General features: G+C 30.8%; 16 protein-coding genes. 6 read left to right on the top strand and 10 right to left on the bottom strand.

The window, feature by feature from the left end:
* Positions 1–102: 102 nt before the first annotated feature.
* Genes WG945_RS01310 through WG945_RS01300 form a run of 3 tightly spaced genes read right to left on the bottom strand, consistent with a single transcriptional unit; the run spans position 103 to position 3,147 of the window.
* On the bottom strand, positions 103–672 hold the full coding sequence (locus WG945_RS01310) for a helix-turn-helix domain-containing protein (RefSeq protein WP_068449779.1): 570 nt from the start codon (positions 670–672) through the stop codon (positions 103–105).
* Positions 673–710: 38 nt separating this feature from the next.
* On the bottom strand, positions 711–1,394 hold the full coding sequence (locus tag WG945_RS01305; RefSeq protein WP_068449778.1) for a potassium channel family protein: 684 nt from the start codon (positions 1,392–1,394) through the stop codon (positions 711–713).
* Positions 1,395–1,398: 4 nt separating this feature from the next.
* Positions 1,399–3,147: a TrkH family potassium uptake protein gene (locus WG945_RS01300; RefSeq protein ID WP_068449777.1), complete on the bottom strand. Its 1,749-nt coding sequence runs from the start codon at positions 3,145–3,147 to the stop codon at positions 1,399–1,401.
* Between the two features lie 550 nt (positions 3,148–3,697).
* On the opposite strand from WG945_RS01300, the gene priA reads away from it, so the two are divergent.
* Complete coding sequence (priA, locus tag WG945_RS01295; RefSeq protein ID WP_197482081.1) at positions 3,698–6,142, top strand: replication restart helicase PriA; 2,445 nt, start codon at positions 3,698–3,700, stop codon at positions 6,140–6,142.
* 225 nt (positions 6,143–6,367) lie between these two features.
* Here priA and WG945_RS01290 read toward each other — a convergent pair whose 3' ends face one another.
* Positions 6,368–7,543: a GlmU family protein gene (locus tag WG945_RS01290; RefSeq protein WP_068449776.1), complete on the bottom strand. Its 1,176-nt coding sequence runs from the start codon at positions 7,541–7,543 to the stop codon at positions 6,368–6,370.
* 500 nt (positions 7,544–8,043) lie between these two features.
* Between WG945_RS01290 and WG945_RS01285 the strand changes: the two genes are divergently transcribed.
* Positions 8,044–8,592, top strand: a complete 549-nt coding sequence (locus tag WG945_RS01285; RefSeq protein WP_068449775.1) for an acyl-CoA thioesterase — start codon at positions 8,044–8,046, stop codon at positions 8,590–8,592.
* An 80-nt stretch (positions 8,593–8,672) separates the two neighbouring features.
* Here WG945_RS01285 and guaB read toward each other — a convergent pair whose 3' ends face one another.
* The 3 genes from guaB to WG945_RS01270 all read right to left on the bottom strand — a co-directional run bounded on the left by guaB (position 8,673) and on the right by WG945_RS01270 (position 12,843).
* On the bottom strand, positions 8,673–10,148 hold the full coding sequence (gene guaB, locus WG945_RS01280; RefSeq protein WP_068449774.1) for an IMP dehydrogenase: 1,476 nt from the start codon (positions 10,146–10,148) through the stop codon (positions 8,673–8,675).
* Between the two features lie 191 nt (positions 10,149–10,339).
* Positions 10,340–11,845, bottom strand: a complete 1,506-nt coding sequence (locus WG945_RS01275; RefSeq protein ID WP_068449773.1) for a bifunctional metallophosphatase/5'-nucleotidase — start codon at positions 11,843–11,845, stop codon at positions 10,340–10,342.
* Positions 11,846–11,985: 140 nt separating this feature from the next.
* The gene (locus WG945_RS01270; protein WP_068449772.1) at positions 11,986–12,843 is read right to left on the bottom strand and encodes a hydroxymethylglutaryl-CoA lyase; all 858 of its coding nucleotides are present in this window, start codon (positions 12,841–12,843) and stop codon (positions 11,986–11,988) included.
* 84 nt (positions 12,844–12,927) lie between these two features.
* Between WG945_RS01270 and WG945_RS01265 the strand changes: the two genes are divergently transcribed.
* Positions 12,928–14,103 (top strand): MFS transporter, encoded by a 1,176-nt coding sequence (locus WG945_RS01265; protein ID WP_068449771.1) that lies wholly within the window; start codon positions 12,928–12,930, stop codon positions 14,101–14,103.
* A gap of 335 nt (positions 14,104–14,438) precedes the next feature.
* Here the strand turns inward: WG945_RS01265 and WG945_RS01260 are convergent, their stop codons facing one another.
* Entirely contained in the window at positions 14,439–15,506 is a 1,068-nt protein-coding gene (locus tag WG945_RS01260; RefSeq protein ID WP_068449770.1) for a methyltransferase, read from the bottom strand.
* Between the two features lie 330 nt (positions 15,507–15,836).
* On the opposite strand from WG945_RS01260, the gene WG945_RS01255 reads away from it, so the two are divergent.
* The gene (locus tag WG945_RS01255) at positions 15,837–18,752 is read left to right on the top strand and encodes an FAD-binding and (Fe-S)-binding domain-containing protein (protein WP_068449769.1); all 2,916 of its coding nucleotides are present in this window, start codon (positions 15,837–15,839) and stop codon (positions 18,750–18,752) included.
* An 86-nt stretch (positions 18,753–18,838) separates the two neighbouring features.
* On the top strand, positions 18,839–19,837 hold the full coding sequence (locus WG945_RS01250) for an aldo/keto reductase (RefSeq protein ID WP_068449768.1): 999 nt from the start codon (positions 18,839–18,841) through the stop codon (positions 19,835–19,837).
* A gap of 159 nt (positions 19,838–19,996) precedes the next feature.
* On the opposite strand, the gene WG945_RS01245 is transcribed toward WG945_RS01250, so the two are convergent.
* Together WG945_RS01245 and WG945_RS01240 are read right to left on the bottom strand one after the other, a co-directional pair.
* Complete coding sequence (locus WG945_RS01245) at positions 19,997–20,863, bottom strand: OmpA/MotB family protein (RefSeq protein WP_068449767.1); 867 nt, start codon at positions 20,861–20,863, stop codon at positions 19,997–19,999.
* A gap of 180 nt (positions 20,864–21,043) precedes the next feature.
* Positions 21,044–23,680 (bottom strand): valine--tRNA ligase, encoded by a 2,637-nt coding sequence (locus tag WG945_RS01240; protein WP_068449766.1) that lies wholly within the window; start codon positions 23,678–23,680, stop codon positions 21,044–21,046.
* A gap of 123 nt (positions 23,681–23,803) precedes the next feature.
* Between WG945_RS01240 and WG945_RS01235 the strand changes: the two genes are divergently transcribed.
* Complete coding sequence (locus tag WG945_RS01235; RefSeq protein ID WP_068449765.1) at positions 23,804–24,208, top strand: DUF1573 domain-containing protein; 405 nt, start codon at positions 23,804–23,806, stop codon at positions 24,206–24,208.
* Position 24,209 lies beyond the last annotated feature (1 nt).

Raw genomic sequence — 24,209 nt, 5'->3', positions numbered from 1 at the left:
GATATTACTTTTATTGTACTAGAAAAGTACAGCGACTGTATATCTAATTTGTTACAGAATTATGAGTATCATTTGTATAATTCTGATTTTATGCTTTTTTACTTAAAGCGAATCTAAAGGTTGATGCTTAGGATCTTTCATCTTTTTAAACTGAGAAGGAGACATACCCGTTTCTTTTTTAAATTGAGCTGAAAGATGTGCTACACTGCTATAATTCATTTGAATAGCAATTTCTGAAAGCGAATATTCTTTGTAAAAAAGGAGTTCTTTTACATGCTCTATTTTCTGCTTTAAAATAAAACGTTCTATAGTAATCCCTTCTACAGAAGAAAAAAGCCTACTAAGAGAAGCATAATCATGATGTAATTCATCAGAAATATAATCTGAAAAATTGATATTTAAAGATTCTTTAGAATGATGTATTTGTGTAACTATTAACGCCTTAATTTGCGTTATTATTTTTTGATTTTTATCCTCTAGTAACTCAAAACCTCTCTTTTTTAAACGGCTATCCAATTCCAATTTTAAAGCATCATTTATTACGGTAGTACTTTCTAACTTCCCTAATTGAAGATGTTGAATAGAGATCTGTAAATCTTCACAAATTTCTTTTACCACATCCACACAACGTGGGCAAACCATGTTTTTTATATAGATTGTATTTGTGTCCATTTTTAGAATTTAAAAGAGCAATTATCGCTTCTTTTGGGTTATTTATTGGTGAATTTTCTTAAATCTTTATTAGCACCATAGATTACTAAAATATCATTTTCATTTAAAACAGTATTTGGTGCGATTACACCTTGTACTTGTTCTTCATTTCTAGATCTACCAACAAGAGATTTTACTTTTGTTTTTTTAATGGTAGTTAACGCTAAGATATTGTATTTTCTACGAAGCTGAATTTCCTTAATTGTACTTCCAATATATCTTTCGGGAATATTTACCTCAATAATGCTATAATCTGCACTTAACTCAAACGAATCTACCACATTTGTTAAACATAATTTTTTAGCCCAACGCTCTGCAGATTCTTCTTCTGGATGTACAATTTCTTCAATACCAATGGCATTTAAAACTTTTTCGTGCAACGGATTTATCGCCCTACTAATTAATCGTTTTACTTGAAAATTTTTAAACAATGCGGTAGTCATAACATTGGCTCCTTGGTCTTGCCCAAAGGCGATAATAACCACATCGGTATCACTTAATGGCAATCCAGAAACAGTAGATTCATCCGTAGCATCCATACAAATAGTATGAGAAATTCTTTCTTTATACAATTCTACTTTTGCCATATTGCTATCTATCCCAATCACTTCATTTCCTTGCGTAGTTAGTTTTTCTGCCAACGGACCTCCAAAATTTCCGAGTCCTACAATAATATATTTCATAATATTAGTTTATGGTTATTTCTTCGCTTGGGTAGCGATAATTTTTATGTTTAATTTTTCTAAAAACGGCTACCATTATAGAAAGCATACTTACTCTTCCTATAAACATAATAGCAATTACAACCAACTTACTTGCCGTACCAAGACTAGACGTAATACCTAAACTTAAACCAACAGTACTATAAGCAGAAAAACTTTCGAAAGCGATTTTTAACAACCCTAGTTCTGGGTTAAATATGGTAATCAGCATAATACCAAAACCAATTACAATTAACGAAAGTGCTATAGTGGCAAATGCTCTTTTTACAGAAATATCTGCAACTTCTCTTCGGTATACTTCTATTCTGTTTTTTCCTTTTGCCAAACTTAATATGTTTAAAGTGGCAATGGCAAAAGTACTGGTTTTTATACCACCTCCGGTGGATGCAGGCGAAGCTCCAATCCACATTAATAAAAAGGTAATCATGATTGTTGGTAATGATAAAGCAGTCATGTCTACCGAATTAAAACCGGCTGTTCTTGGTGTGGTTGCAATAAATAAAGCATTCACCATTTTACCAAAAAGCGAATGTTCTTCTAAAGTATTATGGAATTCTATAATAAAGAAAAGTATAAAGGCAATACCTGTAAGAGACAAAGTAGTAACTAAATTAATTCGACTGTTAATTTTTAGCACCCAAGGTTTATAAGTTTTTCTATAAGATTGAAACTTGAAAAAATTGAGAATAACATGTTTTAAATATTTTAAGAGGTTTACTACAATAGGAAACCCTAAACTCCCAAGAAAAAAAGTAGCAATAATTACCAGTTGTAAAGGATAATTAAAACGAAAACCAACCTCATAAATGCTATTACTTAACGTAGAAAAACCTGCGTTACAAAAAGCAGAAATAGCATGAAAAATAGAGAAAAATGCTTTGTCTACAAAATTGGTTACTAAGGCATCATCTAAAGAAACATAAATTAGTATGGCGGCAATTAACTCTACCGTTACAGTAATTACAATAATATTTTTTAAGGTATTAAAAACACCTCCAATTCTTTGTGAATTGGTCATTTCACTTAACGTTAATTGATTCTCATACGTACTACCACCTTTAAAGAAATAACTAAAATAGCTCGCAAAAGTTAAAATACCCAAACCACCAATTTGAATTAAAATCAAAATGATAGATTGCCCAAAAACGGTAAAATAAGAACCTGTATCTACTACAGCCAATCCTGTAACACAAACGGCACTTGCAGACGTAAATAAAGCATCTATAAAAGACAAACCATTATACGTTGCTTTTGGCATCATCAATAATAAAGAACCTAAAAAGATGATGGTTAAAAAACTTAAAATAAATAACTGAGCAGGATTAAAATAAATTCTATTCATGTTTAATTTCAGTTCAGAAAACTCTCTTATAAACGATAAAATAACCGCAAAAACCAACCACAACGGATTGTCTAAAACTAAATCTGTCTGAAAGGATTCACCAACAAACAAATACATATAAATAATACCTAATAAATATCCGATAGAAAGGAGGTCAAAGACCACAACATTTCTTTTTAAAAGATGCGGATTCTCATAATACCTTACAAAAGTAGATGTTAAGCCTAATGCAATTACTAAAAAGTAAAAGCCATCTATTAGTTGCTGTACAAAAATAGATTGCTCAAAACCAAAATGAAAAATAAAAGCAAACAACCCTAAAACACTTGCCCAAAATGCAGTCTTATATATTTTTTTAAAAGCAATATTCATTTTGCAAAAATAATCTTCATAATTCGTATTCTTATTCCGTTCTTAATGTGTGCCTTCATTGGCAGAAGTCAATGTAGTAGTAAATTATAACAAATAAATCTATCTCATTTTATTAATAAATAGACAGCTGTTAAAACAAGTAATTTCTTCGTTTATTTTTAACAAGAGCCTTTTTTAAACTTTAGATTTTTTTTAAGCTAACAGAGGTTAAATTTAGGTATTAATTTGAAACAAGTATCAAAGTTACCCTTTTAATAAAATCGTTTTTATGATAAACCTCAGTAATAAAAAAATAACCCTAAAACGAGCTACAAAGTTATCTTTTTAAAGCTCAGAAAAAAACTAGAACCTTTACAGAAATAAAGATTTATCATTCTAACAATTCTAAAATAGAACTTTAGCTATTTATCAAAAAAATATACTAAATTTTATGTAATTTTGATTATTAATGTCATTCCGAATTAAGAATAACAAGAGATCTAGAAGTCTTTTATCAAAATTTAAAGACTTCTTTTAAGAAGAAAATTACAAATACCTAAAAATAAGTCATTTGCTACATTTTATAGACGTCATACTACCCATTCCTATACAGAAAACATTCACGTATTCTGTTACTGAAGACGAAGCTAATTTTCTAAAAAAAGGAATGCGTGTTGCGGTTTCTTTTGGAAAATCGAAAATGTATTCTGCCTTGGTTTTAAACATTCACCAAACTAAACCAACGTTATATGAGGCCAAAGAAATTCATCAGATTTTAGATGAAGTACCTTTGGTAAATGAGTTGCAGTTAAAACATTGGCAATGGATTTCTAGTTATTATCTGTGTTCTTTAGGTGATGTATATAGAGCTGCTTTGCCTTCTGCATTTTTGTTAGAAAGTGAAAGTGTTATCAATAAAAATGAAGAATTCTCTGAGGATGCTATTTTAACAGATGATGAATTTTTAATTTTTGAAGCATTACAGCATCAATCTCAATTGACCATTCATCAAGTAATTGCTATTTTAGGAAAGCAAAAAGTAATGCCTATTATTAACTCTTTAATTAAAAAAGAAGCCATAATCATTAAGGAAGAAATTTACGAACAATATAAACCAAAATTGGTAAAATATGTTCGTTTACATGCAGATTATTCTTCGGATGATTCTTTAGGAAAGTTATTAGAAGAATTGTCTAGAGCCAAAAAACAACGGGAAGCCGTTTTAGGATATTTTCAGTTATCAACTTCTAAAAAACCAATAAAAGCGAAAGATTTAGAAGAAAAAGCAAAAGTTTCTGCAACCATCTTAAAATCTTTAGTCGATAAAAATATTTTTGAATTTTACCACATTCAAACAGATAGAATTCAGTTTAACGGAGATACAAATGATTTAAAAGTACTAAATGAATTTCAAGAAAAAGCACTTTTAGAAATCAAGGAAACCTTTAAAGAAAAAGACGTTACGCTTTTACACGGAATTACAAGTTCTGGTAAAACAGAGGTTTATACAAAGTTAATACAAGAAGTTTTAGACCAAGGAAAACAAGTAGTATTCTTGTTGCCCGAAATAGCGTTAACCACACAAATTATTACGCGTTTACAATTTTATTTTGGTGAGCAAATTTCTGTTTTTCACTCTAAATACTCTATGAATGAACGTGTAGAAGTTTGGAATAATGTTCTAGAAAACAAACCGAAAGCAAGAATTATTTTAGGTGCACGTTCTTCTATATTTCTACCTTTTTCTAATCTAGGTTTAATTGTGGTAGATGAAGAACACGAAACGTCTTACAAACAATTTGAACCGTCACCAAGGTACAATGCACGTGATTCTGCTATTGTTTTGGCCAAAATTCACAAGGCTAAAATATTATTAGGTTCTGCTACCCCATCTTTAGAAAGCTATTTTAATGCCCAACAAAATAAATATGGTTTTGTAGAGTTGAATCGCCGTCATGGAAATGTGCAATTGCCAAAAATTGAATTAATTGATGTTAAAGAAAAACAGCGAAAAAAGGAAATGACTGGTCATTTTTCTGATCGTTTGCTAAAACTGATTCAGGAAGCTTTAGATCTAAAAGAGCAAGTGATTTTGTTTCAAAATAGACGTGGATTTTCCCCTGTTGTAGAATGCAATACTTGTGGAGTATCTCCTGAATGTCCTAATTGTGATGTGAGTTTAACGTATCATAAATTTAGACACGAATTGAGATGCCATTATTGTAATTATCAACGTTCTATGCCTAACAGTTGTGGAGCTTGTGGAAGTAACACTTTAGACAATAAAGGTTTTGGTACAGAGCAAATTGAGTTAGAATTAACGCAACTCTTTCCTAATCATAAAATAGGAAGAATGGATTTAGATACTACGCGTGGAAAATATGGATATCAAAAAATAATTGGTGCTTTTGAAGCCAAAGAAATTGATGTTTTAGTAGGAACTCAAATGCTTTCTAAAGGGTTAGATTTTGAAAATGTTACTTTAGTAGGAATTATAAATGCCGATTCGATGCTAAATTTTCCTGATTTTAGAGCTCATGAACGCGCGTATGATATGATGGTACAGGTTTCTGGAAGATCTGGAAGAAGTAAAAAACAAGGAAATGTAGCCATACAGACCTACAATCCGCATCATCAAATATTACAGCAAGTATCTACTACAAGTTATGCAGAGATGTATAAAGAACAATTACAAGAACGTTGGCAATATAAATATCCGCCTTATTTTAGGTTGATAAAAATCACCTTAAAGCACAAAGATTATAACAAAGTTGATAGTGGTGTAAATTGGCTATTTAAGGCTTTATACAGTTCTTTTGGAGAGCATGTTTTAGGACCAACAGCTCCAGCAGTTTCTAGAGTTAGAAATCAATATATTAAGAATATTGTTATTAAAATTCCGCCAAAACAAAACTTAGCACAAACAAAAAAACAACTTCAAAAGATTAAAAATACTTTTGAAGCTGTTAAAGATTTTAGACCTATCCGATTTATTACGGATGTGGATGCATATTAAATAGTTTGCCGTATTTAGTGTGTAGTTATTCAGTCTCTATTTAAAGTAAGAGCTATGATTATAGTCTCCCGCTATCGCGAGCGTCCCGCTCGTGAAGTCCTGTTTTCATTTTAAATCTACTTACTAAACAACAAGTGTGATAGATCTCACTTACGAGTTACTATCACACTTAAATTGGTAACCGTTTTCAATAAAAACGAACTACTTACTGCAACTAAAAACTTTTTAGTAATTTCTATATTGTTTTGTTTCTTCGAAAACGTGTTCTAGAATTCGTTTATCTATTTCTTCAAAAACCATTTCTCTACGTTTCATTACAACTTCTGCAACTTCAAAAACTTTATTTGTTTTATATTCTGTAAAACCAGAAGCTCCTCCCCAACTATAAGAAGGTATAAAATTTCTTGGAAATCCACTTCCAAAAACATTGGCACTTACACCAATTACTGTTCCTGTATTAAACATCGTGTTAATTCCACATTTAGAATGATCTCCCATCATTAGACCACAAAACTGCAAGCCTGTTTTTGCAAATCTACCTGTTTGATAATCCCATAATTTTACCTCATCATAATTATTTTTAAGGTTAGAGTTGTTTGTATCTGCACCTAAATTACACCATTCTCCTATTACAGAATTTCCTAAATAACCATCGTGCCCTTTACTTGAATATCCAAATAAAACAGTGTTACTGATTTCTCCTCCTACTTTACAATAAGGCCCTAAAGTAGTTGCTCCAAATATTTTAGTTCCTAATTTTACAACCGCTTTTTCACACATTGCAAAAGGACCTCTAATTCCTGAATTTTCCATCACAACAGCATCTTTACCAATATAAATTGGTCCTGTAGATGCGTTTAAAGTGGCAAAAGTAATTTCTGCACCTTCTTCAATAAAAATATTTTCTTTGTTCAAATACCTTGTTCCTTCAGGTATAGGAGCAGACTCTCTTCCTTCTGTAATTAAATCGAAATCTTGCTGAATCGCTTTGTCATTTAAAGAAAAAATATCCCACGTATTTTTAATTTGAATCAAGTCTTCTTCAAACTCAATTTGAGTATACTCATCAAAATTCACTTCTTCCTGAGAATCAGAAGTATAAAAAGCAATTACATCTTCACCTTTAAAAATAGCTTCATTTTTTGATAAATTCTTTATTTTTTCAACCAAACTCTCTGTCGGACAAAATGAAGCATTTATCAATATATTTTCTTCCATTTCTACCATCGGATATTTTTCTTCTAAATATTCCTCTGTAATAGTTGTGGTAGTTAGCCCTAAATGTGTTTCCCATTTTTCTCTAATGGTTAATATTCCTATTCTTATGTCTGCAACTGGTTTTGTATAGGTAAAAGGTAATAGAGCGTTTCTAACATCTCCATCAAATAGAATATAATTCATTTTATCTTTTTAAAAGTGCCACAAATTTAATTTAAAATGAGCATAAAAAATACGAATTCTATTAATTACAATTCGTTTTTATCAAGTCTCAAATAAAACAGCACTTTTTTTATACTATTCTAAAACTTTATTTCTTCGGACATTAACATATCATAAAATTTAGGTGCTGCTTTTTTATATATTTCTATAAATTCAAGTAAATTTTAACTTCAAAATCAGTTTTCTCAGCATTTTTTATCAAAAATAACTTAAATACGGATTTCTAAAGTTCTTTAAAATTAGCACGACACAACAAGTTATTGTATAATTTTATATATTTGAAATAAATAATCCGTAATAATTATTCCATTTCACTAAGAAATGCCTAATAATATATAATAAATACTCTTTTTTATTTAATAGCGTAAATAAATTGATAATTTAGCTTTTTAGAAATATAAAATACGAACCAAAATATTAAGCTATAGAGGCTCTAGTAGTTATAAGTATAAAACGAAATTATGAATAAACAATATAAACATATTAAAGAATCACAAGTAAAAATTATGGAGTTGATGAAACCATCTAACTCTAATTTTAGTGGTAAAATTCATGGAGGTTATATTTTAAACTTAATGGATCAGATTGCATTTGCTTGTGCTTCTAAACACTCTGGAAATTATTGTGTAACTGCTTCTGTAAATAAGGTAGATTTTTTAAATCCTATTGAAGTTGGAGAATTGGTAACCATGAAAGCGTCTATCAATTTTACGGGTAGAACATCTATGGTTGTTGGTTTACGTGTCGATTCTGAAAACATTAGAACCGGAGAAACAAAACATTGTAACTCTTCTTATTTTACCATGGTTGCAAAAGATGATGACGGAAAAAGTACTCCTGTTCCTGGTATTATCTTAACGACTAAAGATGAAGTAAGACGTTTTGCTAGAAGTATTACGAGGCAAAGTGAAGGACGAAATAGAACTTCTAGATTTAATAGTAAAGTATTTAAAGTAGATGAGTACATACATCTATTAGAAGAAAGCAATGCTAAAATTGAATTAAAATAATATTTATCAAATTATTTAGGTCATAAAAAAAACCGAGTAAATTAAATTTACTCGGTTTTATATTTTTAGAAGAAAGCTCTTTATCTTCTACTATAATTAGGAGATTCTTTAGTAATAACAACATCATGAGGATGACTTTCATTAATTCCGCTTGCGGTAATTCTTACAAATCGTCCTGTTTCTTTTAATGTTTCTACATCTTTAGCACCACAGTATCCCATACCTGCACGTAAACCTCCAATAAATTGGTGAATACTTTCCGCTAATTCTCCTTTATAAGGAACACGACCTACAATACCTTCTGGAACTAATTTTTTAATATCATCTTCTACATCTTGGAAATATCTGTCTTTAGAACCTTTTTTCATTGCTTCTACAGATCCCATCCCTCTATAAGATTTGAATTTTCTTCCTTCGTAAATAATGGTTTCTCCTGGAGATTCTTTTGTTCCGGCCAATAAAGAACCTAACATTACAGAATCTGCACCGGCTGCAATTGCTTTAGGAATATCTCCTGTATAACGAATTCCACCATCTGCAATAACTGGTACTCCACTACCTTTAATAGCTGCGGCAACTTCTAAAACTGCAGAAAATTGAGGAAAACCAACTCCTGCAACAATTCTTGTAGTACAAATAGAACCTGGACCAATACCAACTTTTACGGCATCTGCTCCTGCTTCTACTAAATATTTAGCTGCTGAACCAGTTGCTATATTACCAACAACCACATCTAAGTTTGGAAACTTTGCTTTTACTGCTTTTAAAACCATTACCACACCTTTAGTATGACCATGGGCAGTATCTATAATTACAGCATCTACACCTGCATTTACTAAAGCTTCTGCTCTATCTACAGCATCACCAGTAACACCTAACGCAGCTGCAACTCTTAATCTACCAAAAGAATCTTTGTTAGCAATTGGCTTTTGAGTTACTTTGGTAATATCTCTAAATGTAATTAATCCTTTTAATTTGTAATCTTCATCAACAATTAAAAGTTTTTCTATTTTATAATTCTGAAGAATTTTTTCGGCATCACCTAAAGAAGTTCCTACAGAAGCAGTTACTAGATTTTCGCTAGTCATTACTTCTACAATTGGTCTTTGCCCATTATGCTCAAAACGTAAATCTCTATTTGTAACAATTCCTTTTAAGATACCATTGTCATCTACAATAGGAATTCCTCCAATACCATGTTCTTTCATGTTTGCCTTCGCTTCAGAAACAACAGCCGTTAAAGGCAAAGTTACCGGATCTAATATCATTCCGCTTTCTGCACGTTTTACTTTTCTAACTTCTTTCGCTTGTTGCTCAATAGTCATATTTTTATGTAAAACACCAATACCACCTTCTCTTGCAATAGCAATTGCCAATGCAGATTCTGTAACGGTATCCATAGCAGCAGATGCAATAGGAACGTTGATTGTAATATTTCTAGTAAATTTTGTTTGAATGCTTACTTCTCTTGGAAGTACTTCAGAAAAGGCTGGGACTAAAAGAACGTCGTCATATGTTAATCCTTCTCCTAAAATTTTGTTGTCGTGTGCTGTCATGTTGCAATTAAGATATAATTGCGTGCAAATTTACAAATAATATATGAATTTTAACGTTAAATAAAGGTTAGTTTTTTCTACAACAACAACTTGCTTTAAAATAATCTCTATAGAAACCGTATAAATTGCTGCCTTAAAAAACTAGAATACAAGCTTTATAAACACATGTATTTATTTTACAAATAATACTACTACAATGATTTTAAATATGCTATTACTGCTTTTCTAATATCAAAACTTAGCTCTTCTGCTTTAGGTGTATAAATAGAAAGCACTTCTTTGTTTTCTTCGGATAAAAAAGGAATATCAAACCCTTTTAATAAATAGTCAGAAAAAGCAACCGTATACGTTTTGTTGATGTCTAACTTTTGGTTTTTAATCATCCAAGTATCCCCTACTTTTTCTGCATTATAGCGTTGTAAATAAGCGCCATTTCCTGCAGCCAAAACCCCATAATCTAACACTCTTTTTAATAATCTTCCTTTAATTTCTACTTTTAAAACTTCGCCTCCGTAAGGCAACACTCTAAAAATATCTACTGCGGTAATATGCCCACTTAGTTGATCATCTATTCTTATAGAACCACCATTAACCAACGCACAATCTACCTCATCTTTATACCCAAAAGACATCGCTTTTGTAATCAGTACACCTAAATTTGTTTGGGTACTTCTAATTGGTGTATCTCTACCGTCTAAAGGTGTTTTAGCTTCAAAAATAACTTCATCCGGATTCTTAATAACTTCTTTAATTTTTGCAGTTAAAATAGTTTGCCATTTGTTAACGATTTCTCCTACTTTTTCATCCGATTTTATCGTTGCATTAATTTCTTTTAATTCAGATTTTACAATCGTTTTCTTTGTTTTCTTATCATAAGAAATTCTATGTACATATACTGTTTTTGCATTAGCATCTGCTTTTGCTATAATTACATCTCCTACCGTATCATAAGAATTGGTGTGTTCATGACCACCCATAATTAGCGGTAAATTTGGTATTAACTTTGCAATTCTTTTATCATTATTAATTTTAACGTGTGTTAAACCAAAAACAACATCTACAGAATCTTTAATAGCTGCATAAGAACTTCTTGCTTTTACAAACATATTACCATATTCTACAAACTCTTTTGGGTTAGACGGAATGCAAACACTTATAAAACCTACTTTAATCTTTGTTCCATCAGCATCAGAAAATTCTTTAACAAATGTTTCCCCTACATGTTCTTTATGACCATTTACTTCTTTGTAAAAAGGAATAGCAGCTTCTTTTGTTTTTAGTTTTACGTTGGCAGAAATCCAAGGAAAATTACTTTCATTTAATCTTTTCTGAAGATCCTCTAGCGGAATATCAAACTCATGATTACCAAACGCTACCAAATCGAAATTCATAGCATTCATTACCTCAACCATTTGTTTTCCTCGTACTCTTTCTCCGTCTACTTTTATGGTTCCTAGTAAAGACGGATTTAAAAAATCTCCCGCCATAAAAAGCATCGTATTTGGGTTTTCTTGCAATAATTCTTGATGCACAGTTTCTACTCTTGCCATACCACCATATTCCCCTCCTTGTATCGGTGCAATCTCGTACACATCATTTAATTGTAGAAAAGTAAAATCAATTTTCTGATCATCTTTATTACAAGATGCTAAAAATAAGATTGATAAAAAGTATAGAAGTGATTTTGTGAATTTCATTTTGATTCAGTTATAATTTGTAATAAAAGAGAGCAATAACCTTTTCGACTGCGCTCAAGGTGACATGTTACAATTTGATAAAACATTGAGCCTTTATTCAAATTTGCTGTTCTAAAACATTAAGAAAAATGTTAGTAACTCTAAATAAAAGTCTCTAAAGCCTTGTTATAAGCACTTTCAAAACTCATTGGTTTTAAATTTATATCTGCTTTTTGAGCTGTAAAATAACTCAGCAACTTTTCCGTTGGCATATTACCAGTCAATTCATCTTTTGCCATTGGGCACCCGCCATAGCCTTTAATCGCTCCATCAAATCGATTGCAACCAGCTTTAAAAGCTGCATCTACTTTTTCGTGCCATTTATCTGGCGTAGTGTGTAAATGTGCCCCAAATTCTATAGATGGATATTGCGGAATTAAATTCTTAAATAAATAGTCTATTACTTCTGGCGTAGAAGTCCCCACAGTATCTGAAAGCGATAATATTTTAACGCCCATTTTAGACAATTTTTCTGTCCACTCACCTACTATTTCTACATTCCAAGGATCTCCATACGGATTTCCAAATCCCATAGACAAATACGCAACTACTTCTTTATTGGTTTTATCTGCAATATTTAAAATAGCATCTAAGGTTTCTATAGACTCTTGTATTGTTTTATGCGTGTTACGCATTTGAAAGTTTTCTGATATTGAAAAAGGATATCCTAAATAATCTATTTCTTCAAACTGAGAAGCATCATTTGCACCTCTTACATTGGCTATAATTGCCAACAGTTTACTTTGTGTTTTAGACAAGTCTAATTTTGATAAAACAGCTGCCGTATCTCGCATTTGCGGAATGGCTTTTGGTGAAACAAAGCTGCCAAAATCAATTGTATCAAACCCTACTTTTAATAAGGAGTTTATATACAATGCTTTTTGCTCTGTAGAAATAAAATGAGATTTTATTCCTTGCATTGCGTCACGAGGACATTCTATGATTTTTACTTTTTTCATCAAAATCAAAGATAGAGATTCTAATGAACTGGCAAAATTTTTTTAATTGATTATTGCTTCCTTTATAGTACTTTCGTTTTCTTTATGAGCAAATCAAAATACATTCTTCCAATAATTATTATTTCTCAATTTTACTGTACCTCAATCTGGTTTGCAAGCAACGGAGTAATGACCGATATAGTAACTAGTTTTAATTTAAGTGATATTGCATTAGGTTATTTAACATCTGCAGTGCAATTTGGCTTTATTATCGGAACTTTGGTATTTGCTTTATTTACCATTGCAGACCGTTTTTCGCCATCTAAAGTGTTTTTTTTCTGTGCAATTTTAGGGGCATTTTTCAATTTGAGACTTATTTTTGAAAATCAAACGTTTCTTACTTTAATAGGTATGCGGTTTTTAACCGGATTTTTCTTAGCTGGAATTTATCCTGTAGGCATGAAGATTGCCACAGATTACTTTAACAAAGGACTAGGTAAATCTTTAGGTTATTTAGTTGGAGCCTTGGTTTTAGGAACTGCTTTACCTCATTTACTAAAAGACTTAATGCAAGAATATTCTTGGAAAACAATTATAATTTCCATCTCTACTTTAGCCGCTTTTGGCGGATTATTGATGTTGCTTTTTGTACCCAATGGACCTTATAGAACTGCTGGAAAAAAACTAGATATTACCATTTGTTTTTCAATATTTAAAAATACTCAATTTAGAAAAGCTGCTTTTGGTTATTTCGGACACATGTGGGAGCTCTATACCTTTTGGACTTTTGTGCCTATTCTTTTAAAAGTCTATGCGGATTCACATACGAACACTCATTTTAATATTCCTCTATTATCGTTTTTTATTATTGGAATAGGAAGTATATCTTGTGTGATAGCTGGTTATTTATCAGAAAAATATGGCCCTAAAAACATTGCTTATTTGGCTTTATTTTTCTCTTGTATTTGTTGTCTTGTTGCTCCGTTTATGTTTCAACTATCTAATGAAAACCTGTTTATTGCCTTTTTACTCTTTTGGGGAATGGTTGTTATTGCAGATTCGCCATTATTCTCTACGTTAGTTGCTCAAAATGTAGATTCTAAAAATAAAGGAACTGCGCTTACCATAGTAAATTGTATTGGTTTTGCAATTACTATTGTTAGCATTCAATTGATAAGTAGCTATACAGAAACTACGGATTCTAACCTTATTTATCTGCTATTGGCAGTTGGTCCTGTTTTGGGTTTATTTACTTATTCGAGAAAAAAAGTTTATTCGTAAAAATGTCTTATCGCAGAAGTCTTTAATGGTAATATTTACATGAGGTTTATCTTTTCGACCAAAGAGAGAAATCACATAAGGCTGATCAATTTGGTGTTATCACTGTAAGGAGATTTCTCCTATCGTCGAAATGACAAGTAGTATGAGTCAAAACCCAAAGTTGAGTTTCTTATATTAATCTAATCTTAAAAATGTCTTGCTCAAAAGTATTAAAAATAAAAAACCAACATGTAGTTTTATCTTTTCAATCAAAAAGAAAAATCACACAAAGCTGACACATTTAATGTGATCATCCTTATGTGATTTCTCCTAAAGTCGAAATGACAAATAATATGCTAAACTTTAGTCAGTACCCAAAGTTGTGCTTCTTCTAAAACGGTTACTTTTTTATTTCTTTTAGATTTATCAACCGGAGGTTTAATCGTTTTCTTGAAACACTTTTCTAGTTTAAAACGAATTCCTTTTGCCAATTCTTTTTCTATCGGATTTTCCTTTGTAAGATTTTTAATTTCTGCAGCATTCGAAAATAAAACGACTAACTTCCCTCCTTCAGCCAATTTATTACTTGCATCAGCAAAAAACTTAGGAAACAAGTTTTTGTTATAATAAACAGCTTCATCTATATTTTCTTCATTAGAAATTGAAGGCAACCATGGCGGATTAAAAACAATCAATTCTGATTCTTTTTCTATAGTTGCAAAAAGGTTTCCGTAATTCACTTCTATTTTACGAGACAACTTTGTATCTCCCATAAATTCTTTTAAACCTAAAATAGCATTTGGGTTTGTATCTGTACCAAAAACTTTCTGAAAACCATGTTGCACCATCTGAAAAGACAATACTCCACTACCAATACCAACATCTATTGCAGATTTTTTAGCACCTTCATAACGTTTTAACCAATTATCAAACAAAGTTAAATGATCAAAACGAGTAGGAAAATAAACACCATAATAAGGATGTACTTTGTTTCTTAAAACGGGCACTTTAATTCCTTTATCATACTTTTGCCAAGTACTATTTAAACGTTGCACTTCTGGAAACGTTAATAAAAAGTCATTTTTATTTGCATACAATGTATCAAACCAACCGATTTTTGGTGCCTTATCTACAGCTACTTTCTGATTTACAATTTTTAATAAAATTAAATTAGAAAGCCTATGATATTCCGTACGAAACGCGTGTTGCTCTTTAATTGTTTTATTAGGCAAACGGATTTTTAAATGTTTTTGCAGCTCTTTTAAAAGTAACATTCCGTTACTATAAAATTCAGTAATTAAAACCGATTTACCTTCTCTCATTGCATACAACGTTTCTCTTACATCTGTATTGCTATCGAATTTTATTAGGTCTTCCCCTAAACGAATTGGTGTTGGTTTGTGTAATTGTATCTCTGAACTCATTAATTTATATGGTATTATATGAAATTGCAGTTACTTTATATCTGCAATTCAAGTTTTTTAAAATAAAATAGAAAAAATTTAACAACAATATGTATCCAATTATATGCTAAATAATATTTTACAAAGATACTTTTTAAAACCTAGTATCATTCGTATTCATAGAAATAGCCAAAATTTATAAATATCATTTTTTTACCCTTTCAAATTAGCAGTTTTTTAAATCATTTTTTATAGAATCGATAAAAATTATCAAAGAAGTTTTTCGAGATAGAAATAATGAGTTTTTTATTCGCATATTTGTTACATATTCTTACTTTTCAATAGTAAATAATGATAGACAATACTACTTTAAAAAATTTAGGTAACTCACTTTCTGGTGATGTTTTTTTTGATAATTTACACAAAACTTTATACGCTACAGATGCTTCTGTATATCGTAAAATTCCTTTAGCGGTTGCTTTTCCAAAGAATGAAAAAGACATTAAAACCTTAATTGAATTCGCTACAAAAAATAAAATTACATTAATACCAAGAACTGCCGGAACTTCTTTAGCAGGACAATGTGTTGGTGATGGACTTGTAGTAGATGTTTCTAAGCATTTTACTAAGATTATTTCTTTTGATGAAAAAGCAAAGACAGTTACGGTACAACCCGGAGTTGTAAGAGATTCTTTAAACGTATACTTAAAACCTTTTGGTTTGTTTTTCGGACCAAACACCTCTACTTCTAACCGATGTATGATGGGCGGAATGGTTGGTAACAATTCTTCTGGAAGTACTTCTATAAAATACGGAACAACACGTGAAAAAATAATAGAAGTTGATGCTATTTTAAGTGATGGAAGCACTGCAATTTTTAAAGATATTACTTCTGCAGAGTTCATTAAAAAAACAAAAGAAAATACCCAAGAAGGAAAAATTTATAAGCATCTTTTTGATGAACTTTCTATTACAGAAAATCAACAAGAAATAAAAAATGAATTTCCTAAAGAAACCATCCACAGAAGATGTACCGGTTATGCGGTTGATGAATTGTTAACTTCTGATTTATTTGGAGGAACATCACCAACTATAAACGTTGCAAAACTATTAACGGGTAGTGAGGGTACTTTGGCTTTTTCAACATCAATTACGTTGCAATTAGATGAGCTTCCTCCTACTGAAAGCATCATGGTTTGTACGCATTTTAAAACCATCAACGAAAGTTTAAAAGCTACTGTAATTGCTATGAATCACAATTTGTATAATTGTGAATTGATGGATAAAACTATTTTAGACTGTACAAAAAACAACAGAGAATTAGCTAAAAATCGTTTCTTTTTACAAGGAGATCCAGGAGCTATCTTAATGTTAGAAGTTTCTGCAAATACCATTGAAGAAACAGAGATTTTAGCAGATAAACTAATTGCCGATTTAGAAAAAAATAATTTCGGATATCATCATCCAAAAGTGTACGGAGCAGATATTGCTAAAGTACATTACTTACGTAAAGCTGGTTTAGGTGCTTTAGGAAATATTGTTGGCGATAATAAAGCAGTTGCTTGTATAGAAGACACTGCAGTTGCTTTAGAAGATTTGCCAAATTATATAGAAGAGTTTACCCAAATTATGGCGAAATACCAACAAAATGCGGTGTATTATGCACATGCAGGTGCTGGTGAATTGCATTTACGTCCTATTTTAAATTTAAAGAAAAAGAAAGATGTAGTTTTATTTAGAAAAATTACCACAGAAACGGCACTATTAGTCAAAAAATACAAAGGTTCTTTTTCTGGTGAACATGGAGACGGAATTGTGCGTGCAGAGTTTATACCTATAATGATTGGTGATAAAAATTATCAATTATTAAGACGCCTTAAAAAAGCATTTGACCCAAACAACGTTTTTAATCAAGGTAAAATTACAGATGCTTTTGCGATGGATGAAAGCCTGCGATATGAAATTGATAGAGATGAACCTACGATAGAAACCATTCAAGATTATTCTGATAGTGAAGGAATTTTAAAATTAGCAGAAAAATGTAATGGTTCTGGAGATTGTAGAAAACCTGTAGAAGCCGGCGGAACTATGTGCCCAAGTTACAGAGCTACAAAAGACGAAAAAGATACTACAAGAGCAAGAGCAAACACCTTGCGTGAGTTTTTAACAAACTCAGACCAAACAAATAAATTTAATCATAAAGAATTAAAACAAGTTTTTGACCTTTGTTTAAGTTGTAAAGCTTGTGCATCAGAATGCCCAAGTAATGTAGATATTGCTACGATGAAAGCAGAGTTTTTATATCAATATCAAGAAGCAAATGGTTATTCTTTTAGAAACAAAATGTTTGCAAACAATGCCAAATACAATAAATTAGGAAGTGCTTTTCCTTCTATTACTAACTTCTTCACCAATTCTACACTTGCTAAAAAGGTTTTAGGAGTTGCTGTAGAACGTTCTGTACCTAAATTAGCGAATCAGACTTTAGATAGTTGGTTAAAGAAGCATCACCCAAAAACATCTAAAAAAGCGGTTTATTTATTTAATGATGAATTCACCAACTTTTACGATGCAGAAATTGGACAAGATGCCGTTATTTTATTAGAAAAATTAGGGTATGAAGTAAAAACCGTTGCCCACGATGAAAGTGGAAGAAGTCATATTTCTAAAGGATTTTTAAAAGAAGCGAAACAAATTTGTAATAATAATGTTGCTATTTTTAAAGACATTATAACAGACGAAACTCCGTTATTAGGTGTAGAACCTTCTGCAATTTTAGGCTTTAGAGACGAATATATTCGTTTAGCTGATGATAAAGCATCCGCAGAAAAAATTGCAAAAAACAGTTTTACGTTCGAAGAGTTTTTAGCAAAAGAACTAGAGAAAGGAAATATTGATACCTCTCTATTTACAAGTGCCGCTAAAACTTTAAAAATACACGGACATTGCCATCAAAAAGCATTGTCAGGTACGCATGCAAGTTTTCAGATTTTAAACATTCCAGAAAATTATAAAGTTACAATTATCAATTCTGGTTGTTGCGGAATGGCAGGTTCTTTTGGATATGAAAAAGAACATTACAAAGTTTCTATGCAAGTTGGTGAAGATACTTTGTTTCCAAAAATAAGAAATACACCCCAAGAAACACAAATTGTTGCCGCAGGTACAAGTTGTAGACATCAAATTTTTGATGGAACAAAACGTGTTGCAAAACACCCAATAACTATATTAAAAGAAGCATTGCATAAATTTAGTAAACAGTTTTAAGTTTCAGTTGCCAATTTAGCAACTAACTACTAAAAAGTACTTATTTTTTAACAACTTTTTGGTTTAAAAAAATATTTTTTCATATAATGAGTATAAAACAAAAATACATAGCAGATGAAAATCGCTATAAGAAAATTAATTACAGAAGAACAGGAAATAGCGGTTTGCTTTTACCTGAACTTTCTTTAGGTTTATGGCATAACTTTGGTAAAAATGATGATTTTGATAATGCTCGAAATTTATTAAAATGTGCCTTTGATAATGGAATTACACATTTCGATTTAGCAAACAACTACGGACCGCCTTATGGTTCTGCAGAAAAAACGTTTGGTAAAATCTTAAAAAAGGATTTTAAAAAATATAGAGATGAATTGATTATTTCATCGAAAGCAGGTTATGATATGTGGGAAGGTCCTTATGGAAATTTTGGTTCCAAGAAATACTTAATTTCTAGTTTAGACCAAAGTTTAAAAAGAATGGACTTAGAGTATGTTGATATTTTTTATCATCACAGACCAGATCCAGATACTCCATTAGAAGAAACAATGGGGGCTTTAGATTTAATGGTAAGACAAGGAAAGGCTTTGTATGTTGGTATTTCTAATTATCAGCCTAAAGAAGCTGAAAAGGCATTTAAAATATTAAAAGACTTAGGAACTCCGTGTTTAATTCATCAACCAAGATATAGTTTATTTGATCGTTGGATAGAAGACGGATTGGTAGATTTATTAGGAAACTCTGGAGTTGGTGCAATCTGTTTTTCTCCTTTAGCACAAGGAATGTTAACCGATAAATATATTAACGGATTGCCTAAAGATTCTAGAGCTGTTAAAGATGGTCGTTATTTAAAAACGGATAAAGTGATGGAAATGTTGCCTAAAATTAAAGCTTTAAATGAAGTTGCTAAAAGCAGAAATCAGAATTTAGCACAAATGGCAATTTCTTGGATTTTAAAAGATGATAGAATTACGTCTGTATTAATTGGAGCTAGTAAAACTGAACAGATTTTAGATAGTTTAAAGGCTACTGAAAATACTATTTTTTCTGAAGAAGAATTGGCTAGAATTAATTCGATTTTAGCTTAAAATAAAATTATAAAAGCACCTTTTATTCTTGTTTTTATTATCTACGAATAAAAAGTGGATTATTTATTACATAAAAAAAGCTCCTTTAACAAGGAGCTTTTCACTATTTAATACTACACTTTTCCTTTTCCTAAACTCTTCCTTTTTCATACAATTTTCTTATTCAGAAAGTTGATCATCTGCTAATAAAGCAAAGAATTTATCTAAATTTGGTAAAATTACAATTCTAGTTCTTCTATTTTTTGCTCTATTATCATTAGTCGTATTTTCTACTAAAGGCATTGTAGAACCTCTACCTGCAGCAATTAACCTACTTCCTTCAATATTATATTTACTTTCTAAAAGACGTACAATAGATGTAGCTCTCTTTACACTTAAATCCCAGTTATCTTGTACTACAGCATTGTTAATTGTTCTAGAATCTGTATGTCCTTCAATCATTACATCCATACTTGGTTCAGATTTTATAACTGCCGCTAATTTTTCAATTAAACCATAAGCACCATTTTTAACTCTATAACTTGCGTTGTTAAATAATAATTTATCAGAAACAGAAATCATTACTACCGTTTGATCAATGTCTATATTTAAATCATCAGAATCTGTTAAATCAGAATTATCAAACTTATTTTTTAAATTATAAGAAATGGCAAGGTTTAAAGAATCTTTTAAAGTTTTAGCTTTTGCTAACTTTGCCGGATCTACTTTTGATAAAGTTTCTCTCATTCTCTCTCTTGTCTTATTAGAAATAACAGCTGTTTTACCAACCATATCTAACTTAACATCATTAGCATCTTGTAAGCTTGAATTATCACTTTTAAGTGAATTAATTTTTTCATTGTAATCAGCAACCCTACTTTCAATTTTAGCAAATTTCCCCTCTAGTGCTTCTTTTTCTAAAGTAGTTTTTTGAAGCGTTCCTTTTGTATTAATATACTGATTTTCTAGCGTTACATACTTTTTTTTAGAAACACAAGATGTTGCCATTAACGATATTGCTACAACAGGTATAATAAATTTTTTCATAATTAATTAGTTTAAATGATATAACCTATAGCGGTTATTTAGTTATTTAATGTTACTTCTATTATTTAAACAACTCAGTTTATAAATACCCTACCTTAAAAATTCATTTTTTTTTATAAAATAAAAAAAAGCCCATAAAAACTTAATTTTCATGGGCTTATAATATTAAAAAAAAAAAAATTATTGTAGCGAACTCAAACTACTTTTAATAGTTTCAATTTTTGCTACTGTATCTGCTTCTTTTTTACGTTCTAAAGCCAACACTTTTTCTGGTGCATTATTTACAAAACGTTCATTAGATAACTTCTTTGTAATTCCGAATAAAAAACCTTCAGCTCTTTTAAGTTCGCCTTCTAGTTTTTTAATTTCAGCTTCTACATCTATATTTTCTATAGAAATTGGTACAAAGTATTCATTAGATTTTACTCTAAATGATGCCCCTTCTACTTTTTCTGAAACATAGTTTATAACTGATGTATTTGTTAATTTCTGAATAACAGCATCAAATTCTTTAGTGCTTTTGTCATTATCTATTACAAACAATTCTACCACATCTTTAAAAGAAATGTTTTTATCTTTTCTGATGGTTCTAATTCCTGATACAACTCCTGTTGCAAATTCGAAATCTTCTATAATCTTCGCATCAAAATCTTTAATTACTGGATATTTTGCAATAATTAAAGCTTCTTCTGGTGTTCTATCTGCAATGTATTGCCAAATATCTTCTGATAAAAATGGCATAAATGGATGCAATACTTTTAAGTTGTTTTCTAAAACTTCTATAATAGCATCAAACGTTTGCTTGTCTATTGGTTGTTGGTAAGCAGGCTTTACAATCTCTAATAACCATGAAGAAAAATCATCATTAATTAGTTTGTAAATTGCCATTAAAGCATCAGACAAACGGTATTTAGAGAAATGATCTTCTATTTCTGCTAACGTTTTTTGAAACTTTGCCTCATACCATTCTAAACCAATTTTAGAAGTTTCTGGTTGTGGTAAACTTGCATCTACTTCCCAACCTTTTATCAAACGGAAAGCATTCCAAATTTTATTTGCAAACCCTTTTCCTTGCTGACATAAATCTTCATCAAACATTAAATCGTTTCCAGCAGCAGAACTTAATAAAAGACCTACTCTTACTCCATCTGCTCCATAAGCTTTAATCAATCCTAATGCGTCTGGCGAGTTCCCTAAAGATTTAGACATTTTACGTCTTTGTTTATCTCTAACTAAACCAGTTAAATACACATTGTTAAAAGGCTTTTCGTCTTTATATTCATAACCTGCAACAATCATTCTTGCAACCCAGAAAAACAAAATATCTGGTCCGGTAACTAAATCGTTTGTTGGGTAATAATATTTAATTTCTTCGTTCTCTGGATTTCTAATTCCATCGAAAACAGACATTGGCCATAACCAAGAAGAAAACCACGTATCTAAAGCATCTTCATCCTGACGAAGGTCGGACGCCGACAGCGAAGTATTTCCTGTTTTTTCTTTTGCTAAAACTAAAGCATCATCAATATTTTCTGCAACTACAAAATCTTCTTTTCCGTCTCCGTAGAAATAAGCAGGAATTTGTTGTCCCCACCAAAGTTGACGAGAAATATTCCAATCACGCACATTTTCCATCCAATGACGGTATGTGTTTTCAAATTTCTTTGGATATAAATTGATTTCTGCATCTTCACCTAAAACTGCATCAATTGCAGGTTGTGCAAGATCTTTCATCTTTAAAAACCATTGATCAGACAATCTTGGTTCTATAACAGCTTTTGTTCTTTCTGATGTTCCTACTTTATTTGTATGAACTTCCGTTTTTACTAAAATGCCTTTTTCTTCTAATTCTATTGCAATTTCTTTTCTTACAACAAAACGATCTTTTCCTTGATAATGTAATCCGAAGGAATTTAAAGAAGCATCATCATTAAAAATATCAATTACTTCTAATTTATGCTTGTCTCCTAAATTCTTATCATTTTCATCGTGTGCAGGCGTTACTTTTAAACAACCTGTACCAAATTCTAAATCTACATATTCATCTTCTATAATAGGAATTACTCTATTTGATAAAGGTACAATTGCTTTCTTACCTTTTAAATGCGTAAAACGCTCATCATTTGGGTTGATACAAATTGCAGTATCTCCAAAAATAGTTTCTGGTCTTGTAGTTGCAATGGTTAAAGTATCATCAGATCCTTCAATCTTATATTGCAAATAGTATAAGTTTCCTTGTCTTTCTTCATGAATTACTTCTTCATCAGAAAGTGTAGTTTTTGCTTCTGGATCCCAGTTTACCATTCTGTACCCTCTATAAATTAAACCTTTGTTGTATAAATCAACAAAAACTTTAATTACAGATTCAGACATTTCTGGATCCATTGTAAAAGCAGTTCTTTCCCAATCGCAAGAAGCACCAAGCTTCTTTAATTGTTCCAGAATTTTACCTCCGTATTCATCTTTCCAATCAAAGGCATGTTGCAAGAACTCTTCACGCGTTAAATCGTTTTTAGTAATTCCTTGCTCTTTTAATTTAGCAACCACTTTTGCTTCTGTAGCAATAGATGCATGATCTGTACCGGGAACCCAACATGCATTTTTACCTAACAAACGTGCACGTCTTATTAATACATCTTGTATGGTATTGTTTAACATGTGTCCCATGTGTAAAACCCCTGTAACGTTTGGCGGCGGAATTACAATTGTATAAGGCTCTCTTTCATCTGGCGTAGAATGAAAATAGTTGTTTTTCATCCAGTAGTCGTACCATTTATCTTCTACTTGGCTTGCATCATATTTAGATGGAATTGTCATACTTTGGTATTGTTTTTGTAATATAGTTAGCAAAAGTACAATTATCTATTTTGTAGAGAAAATTAGTAGTTGATTTTTTAAAACAAATTATTAGTCTTAATTTTACAGTATAAAACATTTATTATGAAAACCTTCGGAACATTATTAGTTGTATTCTTTATTTCTTTTTCTATAAACGCTCAAGAATTTAAATTTGAAGAGGAAACAATTAACTATGGTAAAATTGATAAAGCTTCTAATGGAGAAAGAGTTTTTGTTTTTACAAACGTTGGAGACCAACCTTTAATTATAAAAAACATTCAATCTTCTTGTGGTTGTACGGTGCCAAAAAAACCAGAACAACCTATTATGCCAGGACAAAAAGGAGAAATTAAAGTTTCTTATGATACCAAAAGAGTTGGTGGCTTCTCTAAAACAATTACAGTTTTCTCTAATGCTAAGAATCCTAGAAAGATGATTAAAATTAGAGGTTTTGTAAATAAAGAACTTTCTTTAGAGAAAGATAAAAGTATCTTAACAGATATTTAAA

The organism is Polaribacter atrinae (assembly GCF_038023995.1).
GTDB classification, from domain to species: domain Bacteria; phylum Bacteroidota; class Bacteroidia; order Flavobacteriales; family Flavobacteriaceae; genus Polaribacter; species Polaribacter atrinae.
This window is presented reverse-complemented; position numbering and strand designations above follow the sequence as displayed.